The organism is Streptomyces sp. NPDC040718 (assembly GCF_055593565.1).
Window position 1 is genome coordinate 273,774 of the sequence record NZ_JBVIXO010000006.1, and the last position, 15,787, is coordinate 289,560.

General features: G+C 77.2%; 6 protein-coding genes. 4 read left to right on the forward strand and 2 right to left on the reverse strand.

Translation table 11 applies throughout. The features are described from left to right. Positions 1–35 precede the first annotated feature (35 nt). The gene (locus tag ACZ597_RS18235; protein ID WP_471330829.1) at positions 36–776 is read left to right on the forward strand and encodes a hypothetical protein; all 741 of its coding nucleotides are present in this window, start codon (positions 36–38) and stop codon (positions 774–776) included. A 6-nt stretch (positions 777–782) separates the two neighbouring features. On the opposite strand, the gene ACZ597_RS18240 is transcribed toward ACZ597_RS18235, so the two are convergent. Then, entirely contained in the window at positions 783–2,021 is a 1,239-nt protein-coding gene (locus ACZ597_RS18240) for a putative Ig domain-containing protein (protein WP_471330832.1), read from the reverse strand. A 102-nt stretch (positions 2,022–2,123) separates the two neighbouring features. Further along, the gene (locus ACZ597_RS18245; protein WP_471330835.1) at positions 2,124–3,017 is read right to left on the reverse strand and encodes a LysR family transcriptional regulator; all 894 of its coding nucleotides are present in this window, start codon (positions 3,015–3,017) and stop codon (positions 2,124–2,126) included. A gap of 522 nt (positions 3,018–3,539) precedes the next feature. Between ACZ597_RS18245 and ACZ597_RS18250 the strand changes: the two genes are divergently transcribed. From ACZ597_RS18250 to ACZ597_RS18260, 3 genes are read left to right on the forward strand one after another with little or no spacing between them, the layout of a single operon-like run. Next, positions 3,540–10,334 carry an SDR family NAD(P)-dependent oxidoreductase gene (locus ACZ597_RS18250; RefSeq protein WP_471330838.1) on the forward strand — a complete coding sequence of 2,265 codons (6,795 nt, stop codon included), beginning with the start codon at positions 3,540–3,542 and terminating at the stop codon, positions 10,332–10,334. Beyond that, positions 10,327–15,471, forward strand: a complete 5,145-nt coding sequence (locus ACZ597_RS18255; protein ID WP_471330841.1) for a beta-ketoacyl synthase N-terminal-like domain-containing protein — start codon at positions 10,327–10,329, stop codon at positions 15,469–15,471. Before ACZ597_RS18250 ends, ACZ597_RS18255 begins: the two co-directional genes overlap by 8 nt. Then, a complete protein-coding gene (locus tag ACZ597_RS18260; RefSeq protein WP_471330843.1) occupies positions 15,461–15,787 on the forward strand; it encodes an acyl carrier protein in 327 nt (108 codons plus the stop codon). The genes ACZ597_RS18255 and ACZ597_RS18260 overlap by 11 nt, the downstream gene beginning before the upstream one ends.

The following is a 15,787-nucleotide window of genomic DNA, read 5'->3' on the forward strand; positions in this document are numbered from 1 at the left end:
TGACATCCGGGGCGTCCGGACGTCAGCCTGGCGCGATGACCATGGACTTGAACGTCTTACGCCTGATCGTGAGGTCCGGGGACCTTGAGATCCGCCCGCTCATCGACGGGGTGGACGTGATCGAGGAGGCCTTCGACGACGAGGACTACGGCGCCCGGTGCGGCGACCCCCGGGACTGGCTGCTGCCCGACGGGCCGTTGTCGGTGGGCGACAGGCCGCATTCGGTGGACTTCGCCGAGCGGTGGTGCGGCTGCCACGGCCTGCTGTACCTCACGCTGCGGCGCGACGGCGACACGGTCGTGTGGACCTGGGACACGGCCGAGGAGGGGGTCCCCCAGCTGCCCGAGTACCGCTTCGACGCCGCCCAGTACGACGCCGAGCTGGAGCGCGCCCGCCGGGACGGCGGCTGGGAGTGGCCGGCGCAGACGGTCTCGCGGCTGGTGCTCGACGGACTGCGCGTCGAAACCGGGTGGCCGGAGCGCTGGTCGTGCGAGCTGGGCCACGTGTGCACGGACCCGGAGTACCCCGGGCAGGTGCTGATCTGCTTCTTCCGCGACCAGGAGCAGCCGGGCGGCGGGTACGTGCGCGCCGAGGAGTTCGGCACGGAGATCGCGGTCACCGAGGAGGCCCCCGCCCGCCAGGCCGCACGTATCGTACGGGCCTTCCTGGCGGGAGATCCCCGGACGGTGGACGGTGTCGGGTCGTACCTGCCGAAGGGGGCCCGGTTCGGGCGCTACCACGGTGAGGGACCGCTGCCCTGGAAGCAGTACCGGTAGGCCGGCTCAGAACCAGTTGACGGTGAGGGCGAAGGACGTGCCCGCGCTCGCTCCGGCGGAGTCGGTGGCGGTGGCGGTGACCTGTGCCGTGCCGGTGCTCCAGGGCTTTCCGGTGATGCGGCCCGAAGCGGCGTCCACGTTCAGGCCCCAGGGAAGGCCTGCGGCGGCGAAGCGGAGGGGCTGCTTTCCGCCGGTGGCGGTGAGCTGGACGGTGCAGGACTGGTTGAACCTGCACGTCTGGGGGCCGGGGTTGGCGAGCTTCAGGTCACCGGGGGTGGGTGTGGGCGTCGGGGTCGGCGTGGGCGTCGGCGTGGGCGTCGGCGTGGGGGTGGTGCCGCAGCCGGGGGTGGCTTCCGGGGGGAGGGTGACCTGCCAGATCTGCGGGTCGTTCTCCGAGCCGACCAGGAGGTGCGCGCAGTCCGCGTACGTCACCGTCTCGCCCTGCGACTGGGCGGGGAGGGGCACGTCCGCGAGCTTGGTGCCCGACGTGTCGTAGACCGAGGCCGTGTTGGCGCCCAGCGGGCCCCCGCTGCGCAGCACGTACGAGGCGCCCGTCGGGGAGAAGGCGCCGTCCGTGGCGAAGACCGGGCCGGGGCGGACCGGGGTGAGGGTGTTGACCTGGCCGGTGACCGGTGGGAGCGGGGCCTGGTAGAGCTGTCCGGCTGCGCCGATCAGCTTGCTGGCGATGAGGATCCGGCCGGTGGCGGGGTCGGCGAGCAGGGATTCGGCGTCGTGCCTGCCGTCGGCGTAGGCGAAGCGGTACGTCACCGGGGTGACGGCGGCGTCGGCGAGCCGCTCCGGCTCGGGGAAGGAGTGCACGGTGATCTCCGCGCGGCCGGCGAAGTTGTCGCCGATGTCGCCGACCAGGACGGCCGGGCCGCCCGCGGCGTCCTTGCCGATCGCCAGGCCCTCCCAGTCGGTGTTGCCGACGCCCGAGACGGTGAGGGTGGCCTTGAGCACTCCGGTGGCGCCCGTGCAGTCGATGGCGAAGACCTGGTTGGTGTTGCCGCTGTCGTTGACGGCGTAGAAGACCCCGGGGTGTCTGCGGCTCATCGCGAGGCCGCTGATCTCGGTCATGCCGCCGGGCAGGGTGCACTTCTTCTCGGGGGCGGGGGCGGCCGCCGGGACGGCGGACGGCGCCGGGGACGCGGTGGCGTCCGCCATCCAGGCCACCGCGGGCAGGAGCACGGCGAGGGCGGCGGTCGCCAGGGCGGCGGCCCTCGGGGGTGTCAGGAGTCCGGTCATGCGGACCATGTGAGGCGGCGGCGCCGGGCAGCGCCAGCCCCGGACGACCCCCGTTCGAGCATCGTTCAATGCCGTCCCGGCATACCCACGGCTGCCCGCGGCTCAGCGCTCCGGTTCCCTCACCGGCGCCTTGTGGCCGGCGTGGGCGATGAAGGCGCGGGCCGCGCGGCTCAGCGGGCGGCGGGCGTGCGCGATACCGACCGGGCGCAGCAGGGCCGGGGTGAAGGAGCGGATCTCCGCCCTGCTGCCGAAGGCTCTGGCCACCACGTCCCGGTACCAGATGAGGGAGCCGCGGCCGTCCGTCACACCCGTCACCCAGGCGAGGCGTTCGTCGACCTCTAGGGAGGGCACGGGGCGGACGCCCATGCAGCTGAACATGGCCTCCATCTCGGTGCGGCGGCCGGTTCCGGGGGTGGGCAGGACCATGGGGAGCCCGTCGAGCATGCGGAGGGGGACGGGGTTCGGCAGCCGGGTGCCGATCGGGGAGATCAGCACCACCTCGCGCTCCTGGATGAAATGGGTGGACAGTTCCTTGTCCACGGGCAGGTCGACCAGGGCCAGTTCGGCCCGTCCCTGGGTGAGTTCCTCGACGAGGGCCTCACGGCTGTCGTGGTGCTGGAGCCGGATGTCCACGCCGGGGTGGCGCCCGGTGAAGCCGGCGATCAGGTCGGTGGCCAGGTCGAGCGCGAGGGTGGGGGTGGTGACGAGGGTGAACGCGGCCCGTGAGTCCTTGCCGTGCGGGGTTCCTATGTCGTCGATGGCTTCGACCGCGTTGAGCACGGTACGGGCCAGCCGGACGACCCGGGCCCCCTCCGGTGTGAGGTCCACCCCCCTCCCCCGGCGGGCCAGCAGTTCGACTCCGAGGTCGCGTTCCATGGCCTGGACCGCCCGGGACAGGGCGGACTGCGCGACGAAGACCGAGGCGGCGGCGCCGGTGATGGACCGGCAGTCGGCGACGGCGACGAGGTAGCGGAGTTGCGCGAGGGTGGGGGTCATGACCGGACGGTAACGGCGTGGGCATGGACCTGTAAGGGCTGGTGGGTGAACAACTGCCGCCGGGTCCGGGGGCGGCTCCATACCGGCTCGGCGGCAAGACATGCCCGGGCGGCATGAGCCCGGTCGGACGCCGTACGCGGTCCCGTGCGCGGGGCCTGTCCGCCCGGCCGGGAAAGGCGCAGGCCAGCGGCGGGGCGCGGGTTCGCGGCAGACCCGGGCGGAGCGGCGGCCGGGTGCGCCGGAGGTCCGGGCGGGGCGAAGCAGCGTATTCCGTATGGCTGTTGACAGTGTGCGGCGCCCCCCGCACGATGCATCGCGGCGTCCGGGCGTTTGACCACGGTTCAAGCCGGTCGCGCCGCTGGGCCGTGTCTTTCGGGCCCGGCCTGGTCCGAAGGACACGGTCCGGGACGGGGCCGCGCCCGGCGCCACCCGTGTGATCGGCACCGCCCTCGTCTCATCGCTCTCCCCCGTTCTTCCACCCCGTACTGCGCCATGTCACACAGCACTGGAAGAGGAGCGCTCGTGACCCTCCCGCACCCGCAGTCCGCAGCCGCGCAGGCCACCGCCCGTGAACTGGTCGTCGCGGTCAGTCCGTTCGAGGAGCCGAACCCGGCGATCGTGACCGCGGCCGAACGCGCCGGCTCCCTCGGCCTGCTCGACCTCGGCCGGGACCCGGACGCCGCACGGCACGCCTTCGCCGAGCTGGCCCGCCGGCTGGGAGACACGGGCGGAGCGGGCGGCGGAAGAAGCGGCCGCTACGGGGTGCGGGTTCCCCCGGGGTGCCCGACGGGGCCCGCCGAACTGCCGTCCGCGGTGGACACCGTGCTGCTGGCCGACCCGGCCGGCCACACCCGCGAGCAGGTGGCGGCCTGGGCCGCAGCGCCCGGACGGCCCCGGATCTGGGCGGAGGTCACCGGCCGGGCCGAGGCCCGGGCGGCCGTCGCCGCCGGGGTGTCCGCGCTGGTCGCCAAGGGCCACGAGGCCGGCGGCCGGGTGGGCGGGGCCACCACCTTCGTACTGCTCCAGCAGCTCCTCGCGGACTCCGGGCCCGGGGTGCCCGTACTGGCCCTGGGCGGGATCGGCCCGCACACGGCCGCCGCCGCCGTGGCGGGCGGGGCCCGCGGGGTGGTGCTCGACGCACAACTCGCCCTGACCGCCGAGGGAGAGGAGGCCCTGCCCCCCGAAGTGGCCGCGGCACTGCGGGCCATGGACGGCTCGGAGACCCGGCTCCTGGACGGATACCGGGTGTTCGCCCGCCCCGACCTGCCCGCACCCCCCACCGGTCCGGTGTCCGCACTGCTGGGCGCCCGCGGCCTGCGGGCGCAGCTGCTGCCCGTCGGCCAGGACGGGGCTTCGGCGGCCCGCCTGGCCGCCCGCCACCGCACCGCCGGCGGGGTGCTCCGGGCCGTGCGGGCGGCCGTCACCGGGCACCTGGCGGCCGCCGTACGGGCCCGGCCGCTGGAGCGCCCGCTGTCCGTGGCGCAGGGGCCGATGACCCGGGTCAGCGACCGGGCCGGCTTCGCGGAGGCGGTGGCCGCCGGGGGCGGTGTGCCGTACCTCGCGCTCGCGGTCATGGAAGGCCCCGACGTCCGCGCCCTCCTGGCCGAGACGGCCGAACGGCTCGGGGACCGCCCCTGGGGCGTGGGCCTGCTGGGCTTCGCCCCGGAGGAACTGCGGCGGGAGCAGCTGGCGGCCGTGGCGGGGGCCCGCCCGCCGTGGGCGGTCATCGCGGGCGGCACGCCCGCGCAGGCGGCCCCGCTGGAGGCAACCGGGATCCGGACGCACCTGCACGTGCCGTCGCCGGGACTGCTGGAGCGGTATCTCGCCGAGGGGGCGCGGCGGTTCGTGTTCGAGGGGATGGAGTGCGGCGGGCACGTAGGGCCGCGCGCCTCGTTCCCGCTGTGGGAGGAGCAGATCGAACGGCTGCTCGCCTGTCCCGAACCGCGGGCCCTGGACGTGCTGTTCGCGGGCGGCATCCACGACGCGCGCTCCGCGGCCATGGCCGTAGCCGCCGCCGCGCCGCTGGCCGAACGGGGCGCGCGGATCGGCGTGCTGATGGGCACCGCCTACCTGTTCACCGAGGAGGCCGTGGCCTGCGGGGCGGTGCTGCCGGTCTTCCAGCGGACGGCGGTGGAGTGCGCGGACACCGTGCTGCTGCACACCGCGCCCGGGCACGCCACCCGCTGCGCGGCGACCCCGTACGCCGAGGCCTTCGGGGCCGCGCGGCGGCGGCTGGAGCGGGACGGCACCCCGCAGCGCGAGGTGTGGGAGCAGCTGGAGCGGCTCAACCTGGGCCGGCTCCGCATCGCGAGCAAGGGCCTGCGCCGCGCCCCGGACGCCCCCGGCCTGGAACCGGTCGGTGCGGAACAGCAGTATGCCGAGGGGCTGTTCATGCTCGGGCAGGCCGCCACCCTGCGCTCCGGGGTCACGACGGTGGCCGCGCTGCACGCGCAGGTGACGGAAGGGGCGACCCGGCTCCTGGACCGGCGGGCCGGGGAGCTGGCGGCGCCCCCGGAGCCGGCGGAGGGCGCGGCGGACCCGCTGGACGTGGCCATCGTGGGGATGGCGTGCGCCTATCCCGGCGCCCCCGACCTGGCCGGCTACTGGGCGCGGATCCTGGACGGCACGGACGCGGTGACCGAGGTGCCGGCCGAACGCTGGGACCCGGCGCTGTACTACGACGCCGACCCGGCCCGCGCGGGCGAGCGCACCCCCTCCCGCTGGGGCGGCTTCCTCGGCCCGGTGCCCTTCGACGCCCTCGCCCACGGGATCCCGCCCGCCTCGCTCGCCGGAATCGAACCGGTCCAGCTGCTCGCCCTGGAGATCTCCGCGCGGGCCCTCGGGGACGCCGGCTACGGCCGGGAGCGGGAGTTCGACCGCTCCCGGACCTCGGTGGTCTTCGGGGCGGAGGCCGGTACCGAGCTGGCGGGCGCGTACGGGCTGCGGTCGCTGCTGCCCGGCTACCTGGGCTCGGTCCCCGACGGCCTGGACGAGCAGCTGCCCCGGCTGACGGAGGACTCCTTCCCCGGGGTGCTCGCCAACGTCATCGCGGGCCGGGTCGCCAACCGGCTCGACCTGGGCGGCGCGAACTGCACGGTCGACGCGGCCTGCGCCTCCTCCCTGGCCGCCCTGGACCTGGCCTGCCGGCAGCTCCGGGACGGGGACAGCGACATGGTGCTGTGCGGCGGCGCGGACCTGCACAACGGGATCAACGACTACCTGATGTTCTCGTCGGTCCGCGCCCTGTCCCCCGGCGGACGCTGCCGGCCCTTCGACGCGGCCGCCGACGGGATCGCGCTCGGCGAGGGCGTGGGCGTGCTGGTGCTCAAGCGGCTCGCGGACGCGGAGCGGGACGGCGACCGGGTGTACGCGGTCGTCAAGGCGGTCGGCGCCGCCAGCGACGGCCGGTCGCTCGGCCTGACCGCGCCCCGGCCCGAAGGCCAGCGCCGGGCGCTGGAGCGGGCCTACGCCCGGGCCGGGGTCTCCCCGGCCGAGGTGGGTCTGGTCGAGGCGCACGGCACCGGCACGGTGGTCGGCGACAGCACCGAACTGGCCGTGCTGACGGACCTGTTCACCGCGTCCGGTGCGGCGCCGGGGTCCTGTGCCCTGGGGTCGGTCAAGTCGCAGCTCGGGCACACCAAGTGCGCGGCCGGGCTGGCCGGGCTGATCAAGGCGGCGCGGGCGGTGCACGCGGGCGTGCGGCCGCCCACCCTGCACATCGACGCGCCCAACCCGGCCTGGGAGGAGGGGACCAGCCCGTTCTTCTTCGACGAGCGGGCCCGGCCGTGGGCGCTGCCGGCCCGGCGGCGGATCGCGGGGGTCAGCGCGTTCGGCTTCGGCGGCACCAACTACCACGCGGTGCTGGCCGGTTACGCCGGGGCGGACGAGCCGGGGCACGGGCTGGAGGAGTGGCCGGCCGAACTGTTCTGCTTCCGCGGCGAGGACCGCCGGGCGGCGGGCCGGGCGATGGCCCGGCTCGCGGCCCGGCTGGAGGAGAACGACGCGGCCGGGCGGCCGTGGAGCCTGCGGGACCTGGCGGCGGAGGCCGCCGCGGCGGGGTCGGGCCCGGTGCGGGTCGCGGTGGTGGCCGCCGACGCGGACGAGCTGGCCGTCCGGCTGGAGCGGGCCCGGGCGTTCGAGCCGGGCGCGGGGGTCCACGTACGGGAGGAGACGGCCGGCCCGGGGCAGGTGGCATTTCTGTTCCCCGGGCAGGGCAGTCAGCGGCCGGGCATGCTGGGCGAGCTGTTCACGGCGTTCCCCGCCCTGCGCGGGCTGCTGGACGGGGCGCCGGGGGCGGTGGTCTCGGCGATGTTCCCGCCGGCGGCCTTCGGCGCCGGGGGGCGGGCGGCGCAGCGGGCGGCGGTCACCGACACCCGGGTGGCCCAGCCGGCCCTGGGGCTGGCGGGGGCGGCGGCGCACCTGCTGCTCGGGCGGTTCGGCGTACGGCCGGACTGCGTGGCCGGGCACTCGTACGGTGAGCTCACCGCGCTGTGGGCGGCAGGGGTGTACGACACGCCGGGGCTGCTGCGGCTGAGCGCGCGCCGCGCCGAGGCGATCCTGGCCGCCGCCGGGGCGGATCCGGGGTCGATGGCGGCGGTGTCGGCGGCCCCGGAGGAGGTGCGGGAGACCGTCGAGCGCGCCGGGTGCGTGGTGGCGAACCACAACGCACCCCGGCAGTGCGTCGTCTCGGGTCCGACGGCGGCCGTCTCCGCGGCGGTGGAGGCACTGCGGGCGGCGGGACTGACGGCGGAGCCGATCCCGGTGGCCTGCGCGTTCCACAGCGGGGTGGTCGCGGGGGCGGCCGGGGCGCTGGCCGCCGAGCTGACCGCCACGGAGCTGGCCGGGGCCGCCGTACCGGTCTGGTCGAACACCACCGCCGGGCCGTACCCGGCGGGCGCCGAGGCCGTACGGGAGCTCCTGGCCCGGCAGGTGGCGGAGCCGGTGCGGTTCACGGAGCAGGTGGAGGCCATGTACGCGGCCGGGGTGCGGACCTTCGTGGAGGCGGGGCCGGGCCGGGTGCTGTCGGGGCTGGTCGGCCGGATCCTCGGGGAACGCCCGCACACGGTGGTCCCGCTGGACGTGCCGGGCGAACACGGGCTGGTCCGGCTGGTCACGGCGCTGGCCGAACTGGCCGCGGCCGGGGTGCCGGTGGACCCGGCGGCCCTGTTCCGGGGCCGGACCCGGCGGCTGCCGGAGCGGCCGCCGGCCCGGCCGGGCTGGCTGGTGGACGGGCACCTGGTGCGTACGGCCGACGGGGCGCCGGTCGCCGGGGGGCTGCGGCCGGCCCGGCGGGTGGAACCGGCCGCGCCGGTACGGGCCCCGGGGGACGGGGACCGCCGCGAGGAGGCGGTGCTGGAGTACCTGCGCGGGACGCGCGAACTGGTCGAGGCGCAGCGGGCCGTGCTGCTCGGGTACCTGGGCGCGCAGGCCCCCGTGCCCGGCGGGGCGGGGGCGGCGGAGGGCCTGGCGGGCGAGCTGTTCGCCGGCACCGGCAGCGGTACCGGCCTCGGCGCCGCGCCCGCACCGGTGCCGGTACCGGTGCTCGTCGCGGATCAGGGCGCCCCCGGGGCGCCGCGTACGGCCGAGGAGGTGATGGACGCGGTCCTGGAGATCGTCCACACCCGGACGGGATACCCCCGGGACATGCTCGACCCGGAACTCGACCTGGAAGCGGACCTGTCCATCGACTCCATCAAGCGGGTGGAGATCATCGGCGCCCTGGCGGACCGCATCGGCCTCCCGCGGGAGCCGGGCGGCGCCACCGGCTCCGCCGTCGAGGAGCTGTCCCGGATCAAGACCCTGCGCGGGATCGTGGACTGGATCGTCTCCCGCACCGCCCCCGGCCCCGCCACTGACCCGCACCCGGAACCGGAGCGGGCGCCGGAGCCGGCATCGGCCCCGCTCGCGCGGCTGCGGGTGGAGGCGGTGCCCGTGGCGGCGGCCGGCGGGGATCCGGAGGCCCTGCGGGGCCTGCGGATCGGGGTCGTCGAGGACGGCCAGGGACTCGCGCTCGCCCTCGGCGGCGCGCTGCGGGAGCGGGGTGCCGAGGTGCGGCTCCTGGCCGGAGCGGAGGCCGGGTTCGACGGGATCGTCGACCTTTCCGCGCTGCGGGCCGGGGCCGAGCCGGTGCTGCCCGGGGCCTTCGAGGGGCTGCGGCAGGCTCTGGCCGGCGGGGCGGGGCGGCTGCTGCTGGTCACCGCGCCCGCGCCGGGGACGGCCGGGGCCGGTCTGCACGGGTTCGCCCGCGCCGCGGCGCCGGAGTTCCCCGGCACGCTGGTCCGCGCCGTGGAGGTCCACCCCAAGGAGGACCCCGAGCAGACGGCCCGGCTGCTCCTGGCCGAGCTGGCCTGCGAGGCCGCGGAGCGGGGTGGCGCCTCCGTCGGGTACGCCCCGGACGGCACCCGCTTCGCCCGCCGGGCGGTGCCCGCCGCGCTGGAGGCGTCCGGGCGGGCCCTGCCGTTGGGCCCGGACTCGGTGGTGCTGCTCACCGGAGGGGCGCGGGGGATCACCGCCCGCACCGCCCTCGCGCTGGCCCGGGCCACCGGCTGCCACGTCGAGCTGCTCGGCCGTACGCCCGAACCGCCGCCCGGGGAGGACGCGTTCGGGCAGGCGCGGGACCGGGTGGCGCTGCGGGCCGCGCTGATCGCCTCGGGGCTGCGCACCCCGGCCGAGATCGAGGCGGCCGCCTCCCGGATCCTCGCCGCGCGGGAGGTGCGGGCCGTGCTGGACGGCCTCGCCGGGGCGGCGGCCTCCGTCCGCTACCACCGCGCCGACGTCACGGACGGGGCGGCCGTACGGGCAGTCGTGGCGGACGTACGCGCCCGGCACGGCCGGCTCGACGGGATCGTGCACGGCGCGGGGGTGCTGCGGGACGGGCTGCTGCGCGAGAAGCGGGCGGCCGACTTCGCGGAGGTGTTCGCCGTGAAGGCGGCCGGCGCCCGGCACCTGGCGGCGGCCGCCGCCGAGCACGGGCAGTGGCCCGCGCCCCGGTTCCTGGCCCTGTTCGGCAGTGTCGCCGGGGTGTACGGCAACCGGGGCCAGAGCGACTACGCCGCCGCCAACGACGCCCTCGACACCCTCGCGCACGCCTGGTCGGAGTCCTTCCCGGGCCGGGTGCTGTCCGTGGACTGGGGGCCCTGGGCGGCGGAGGCGGGCGGGATGGTCACCCCGGAGCTGGAGCGGGTGTACGCCCGGCGCGGGATCCCGCTGATCGCGCCGGAGGCCGGGACCGCCGCGTTCCTCGCGGAACTCGCGCACGGGGACGACGTACAGGTGGTCCTGGCGGCCGCCTCGGAGGAGGGGCGGGGCGATGAGTGAGCGGCTGGGGCGCGGCCCGCGTCCGACCGACGCGGCGATCGTCGGGATGGGCGCGGTGTTCCCCGGCGCCGGCGACCTGCCGGCGTACCGGCGCAACATCTTCGCCGGGACGGACTGCATCGGCGAGGTGCCGCCGGAGCGCTGGGACCCCGAGGTGTACTACGACCCGGCCGCAGCCTCCGGCCCGGTGGCCGGCGACCGGTTCTACTGCCGGCGCGGCGGCTTCGTCGATGGCCTGGCCGGCTTCGACCCGACCCGGTTCGGGATCATGCCGGCGGCCGTGGAGGGGGCCGAGCCGGACCAGTTGCTGGCTCTGCGGGCGACGGCCGAGGCGGTCGCGGACGCGGGCGGCGAGGAGCGGCTGCCGGCCGACCGGTCCCGGATCGGGGTGGTGCTGGGGCGCGGCGGGTTCATGGGGGTGGCCACGGCCCGGCTGGACCAGCGCGTGCGCACGGCGCACCAGTTGGCGCAGACCCTGCGGGAGCTGGCGCCGGAGCTCGGCGAGCGGCGGATCGCGGAGGTGAGGTCCGCCTTCCAGGAGGCACTGGGCCCGGAGCGGCCGGACGCGTCGATCGGCCTGGTGCCGAGCTTCACCGCCGCCCGGACCGCGAACCGGCTGGACTTCCGGGGTCCCGCCTACACCCTGGACGCGGCCTGTGCCTCCTCGCTGCTGGCCGTGGACCAGGCGGTCGGGCTGCTGGCGTCCGGACGCTGCGACGCGGTGGTCGCGGGGGCGGTGCACCACTGCCACATCGCCACGCTGTGGAGCGTGTTCACGCAGCTGCGGGCGCTCAGTCCGAGCGAGCGGATCCGCCCCTTCGACCGGGCGGCCGACGGGACCCTGCTGTCCGAGGGCACCGGGGTGGTGCTGCTGAAGCGGCTGGCGGACGCACAGCGGGACGGCGACCGGGTGTACGCGGTGGTCCGGGGCACGGGCGTGGCCGGGGACGGCCGGGCGGCGAGCCTGATGAGCCCCCTCGTCGCGGGCCAGGTGCGGGCGCTGGAGCGGGCCTGGCGGGAGGCCGGGCTGGACCCGCGGGCGCCGGGGGCTCTGGGGCTGCTGGAGGCGCACGGTACCGGTACCCCCGTCGGGGACGCTGCCGAACTGGACACCCTGGCCCGGGTGTTCGGGCCGCCCGGGGCGGCGGCCGGGCCGGGGATCGGCTTCGGGTCGGTCAAGTCGGCGCTCGGGCACACCATGCAGGCCTCCGGGATGGCCGGGCTGATCAAGGCCGCGCTGGCCGTGCACGAGGGGGTGCTGCCGCCGACCCTGCACCTGGAGGATCCGCACCCGGACCTGGCCCGGACCCGGATGCGGCCGGTGACGGCCGCCGGTCCGTGGGAGCGCGGGCCGGCCCCGCGCCGGGCCGGGGTCAACGCCTTCGGCTTCGGCGGGATCAACGCGCACGTGGTGCTGGAGGAGGCTCCGGCCACCGGGCGGGCGGCTCCCCCGGTGCGCCGGTTCGTCCCGCTGGGGGGCGGGGCCGCCGCGCCCGTGGGGGCGGGCGCGGCGGGCGGCGTACTGCTGCTGGCGGCGGACACCCCGGCGGAGCTGTCGGCCCTGCTGGCCGCGCCCTCGCCGGAGTCCGGCGGGGACGGGCCGTGCCGGGTCGCGGTGGCCGGGCCGACGCCGCAGCGGCTCGCGCTGGCCGCGAAGGCGGTGGCGCGGGGCCGGCCCTGGCGGGGGCGGGGGGACGTGTGGTTCAGCCCCGAGCCGCTGGGGGGCCGGGTGGCGTTCCTGTTCCCGGGCCTGGAGCCGGAGTTCGCCCCGGTGCTGGACGACGTCGCCGACCGGCTGGGCATGGACCGGCCGCGCCTGACCCGGGGCGGCTCGCTGATCGAGCGGGCCCTGGACGCCATCGCGACGGGCCGCTTCCACGCCCGGGTGCTGCCCGCCCTCGGGATCGGCGCCGACGTGCTGGCGGGCCACAGCCTGGGCGAGTGGGCGGCCATGGTGGCCGCCGGCATGTACCCCGAGGACGCGGCCGACGCCTTCCTCGACTCGCTGCGGCCCGGCTCCCTCAAGGTCCCGGACCTGGTGTACGCGGCCCTGGGCTGCGGTGCCGGCCGGGCGCGGGCGGCGCTGCACGGGCTGGACGCGGTGGTGGTCAGCCATGACAACTGCCCGCACCAGTCGGTGGTCTGCGGCGACCCGGAACAGGTGGCCTCGGCGGTCGGACGGCTGCGCGGCGAAGGGGTCCTGGGGCAGGAGCTGCCGTTCCGTTCCGGCTTCCACACCCCGATGTGGGAGCCCTACCTCGGCCAGGTCCGCGCCGCGTTCGGGCGGCTGCCGCTGGAGCCGGGCTCGGTCCCCGTGTGGTCGGCCACCACCTGCGCCCCGTTCCCGGCCGCGCCGGGGGACGTACGGGACCTGGTGGTGCGCCACCTGCTGGAACCGGTGCGGTTCCGCGAGCTGACGCTCCGCCTGTACGAGGAGCAGGGCGTCCGCAGCTTCGTGGCCCTGGGCCCCGGCAGCCTGCCGGGGTTCGTCGAGGACACCCTCCGCGACCGGCCCCACCTGGCCGTCTCCACCTCCTCCGCCCGCCTGTCGGGCCTGGCCTCGCTGACCCGCACCTGCGCCGCGCTCTGGGCGGCGGGGCACGAGCCGCGCTGGGAACTGCTGGCCGCCGCCTCCGCTGCGCGGGCCGGATCCGGGGTACCGGCGGCGCGGGCCGGGTCCGGTATGCCGTTGCCGGAGCGCGGTACCGGCACGCCCGCGGCGCGGGCCGGGGCCGGTACGCCGACGGCGCGGGCCGAGCTCGGTGCTCCGACAGCACGGGCCGAGGCCGAAGCGTCTCCGGCCCGGGCCGAACTCGATGCTCCCGCAGCGCAGGCCGAGGCCGAAGCACCACCGGCCCAGGCCGAACTCGGTACTCCTACAGCGCGGGCCGAGGCCGAAGCACCACCCGCCCGGGCCGAACTCGATGCTCCCGCAGCGCGGGCCGAGGCCGAAGCACCACCGGCCCGGCCCGGAGACGGAGCACCGGTGCCACCCGCCGGCGCCGGCCGGCCGGGGTCCCGGCCGGTGCCGGCCGGGGCGGGGGTGCGCGGGATGAGCCTGGACCTCGGATCGCCGCTGGTCCGGCTCGGCGATGCCGCCCGGGCCTCCCTGAGCGGGCTCCTCACCGCGGGCACGGCCCCCGGCTCCGGTCCGGCCACCGCCGCCCCGCGGGTCCGGCCGGCCCTGCTGTCCGCCCTCGACTCCGTCCTCGACGACACCCGTTCCGCCGCGCGCAGCGTCACCGAGGCGTGGACGGCCTCACGTCCACCGGAACCCTCCGTGCCCGACCCCCGCCCCGGTACGGGCCCGTGCCCGAGCACGCCCCCCGGGACGGGCCCGGGCACGGTGCCCGGCACACGGTCCGGCGCACACCCCGGCACGGGAGCGGCGCCCGGGACACGGTCCGCCGCACGACCCGGCACGGAGTCCGGCGCACACCCCGGCAAGCGGCCCGGCACGGGGTCCGGCACGGGGGCCGGCACAGGACCCGGCACGGGACCCGGCACGGGGTCCGCCCCCCGCGGTTCGGGAAGGGCCACGGGGAAGTACACCCTGCGGCTCTCGCTCGCCGCGCTGCCCGGCGTACGGGACCACTGCGTGTACCTCCAGCCCGACGGCTGGCCCGAGGACTCCGACCGGTTCCCGGTCGTGCCGATGACCACCATGCTGGAGCTGGCGGCCGACGCCGCCCGGCGGTACGCGCCCGCCGGTCTGACGGTGACCGGCTACGAGGACGTGCGCGCCCTGCGCTGGCTGCCCGTCGAACCGGCCCTGGACGTCGAGGTCCTGGTCCGCCGCGAGGGCCCCGGCCGGTTCCGGGTGGCGATCGGAGAGAGTACGGAGTATGCCTCGGTCGTCGTCCTGCTCGGCGAGCGGTACGGGGCGCCGCCCGCCCCCGACACCTCGCCCCTGTGCGACCCGCGGCCCGCTCCGGTCAGCGCCGCCGCCCTCTACCGGGACCGGTGGATGTTCCACGGGCCGCGCTTCGCCGGCGTGCACGAGGTGCGGACCGTCGGCTCGGACGGGATCGAGGGGGTGCTGAGGGCGCTCCCCGACCCGGGGGCCCTGCTCGACGCGGCGGGCCAGCTGTTCGGGCACTGGATGCAGCTGAGCCTGCCCGTGGACCGGCTGGTGTTCCCCGCCACCGTGGACCGCGTCCGCTTCTGCGGCCCGCCGCCGGCCGCGGACGGGCTCGTCCGGGCCACGGCCCGGGTCCGCGAGGTCCAGGACGTGACCGTGCGCGGGGACGTCGAGCTGCGCCGGCCGGACGGCGGGGTGTGGGCGCGGATCGAGGGGTGGACCTACCGCCGGTTCGGGGCCGACGAACGCGTCTGGCCGATGAAGTTCACCCCGGAGGTGTGCGGCATAGGCGAACCGCAGCCCGGCGGCTGGTGCCTGGCCCGCAGGCGCTGGAGCGATCCCGCCTCGCAGGAGCTGGTGATGCGCCGCTACCTGGGGGCCGCCGAGCGGGCGGCGTACGAGCGGCTGTCGCCGCGTGCCCGGGGGCCCTGGCTGCTCGGCCGGATCGCGGCCAAGGACGCGCTGCGGCAGCTGCTGTGGGACGGCGGTGCCGGACCGGTGTTCCCGGCGGAGGTGCCGGTCGGCAACGATCCGGCGGGCCGTCCGCTGGCGCTGGGGCCGCTCGCCTCCGGGTACCGGCTGACGATCGCCCACAAGGACCGGATCGCCGTCGCCCTCGCCCGTCCCGGCCGGGCGGTGGGGATCGACGTGGAGCCGGTGGCCGCCGACCCGGACGCGCTGGTCCGCGTCGCCCTCGGGCCGGGAGAACTCGCCCTCGCCGAGGCACTCGCCGGTGCCCCGGCAGGCGCCCGCGGCGGCGCCGGCGGCCTGCCTGCCGCGCTGACCGCCCTGTGGTGCGCCAAGGAGGCCGCCGCCAAGGCCGGGGGCAGCGGGCTCGGCGGCCGGCCGCGGGAGTGGCGGGTGTCCGCGGACCCGGACGGCGACCCGTTCTCCGGGGACGGCTGCCTGCTGGTGCGGTCCCCGGACGGCCACCCGTACCCGGTGCGCACCACCCTGCTCGGATCCTCGCCGCCCGGCCACGTCGTCGCCTGGACCCACGACGGCACACCGCCCACCGTCCCCTTCCACCTCACGGAGACACGCCATGGGAAATGACATCCTCGCCGAGATCACCGGCATGCTGGTGGAGATCGTCGGCGACGAGTACCTGCTCGCGGACGAGGTCACGATGAAGACGACGTTCAACGAGGACCTCGCCCTGGAGAGCATCGAGTTCGTCGCCCTCGCCGAGGCGCTGCACCACCGCTACGGCGCCGGGGTGGACCTGATGGGCTTCCTCGCGGAGAAGGACATGGACGCGATCCTCGCCATGTCCGTCGGTGAACTCGTCACCCACATCGGGCGGATCACGCACGCCTCCCTCGCCCGCGGCGCCTCGGGGAGCACCTCCTCCGCGGCCGTGGCCGGCTGA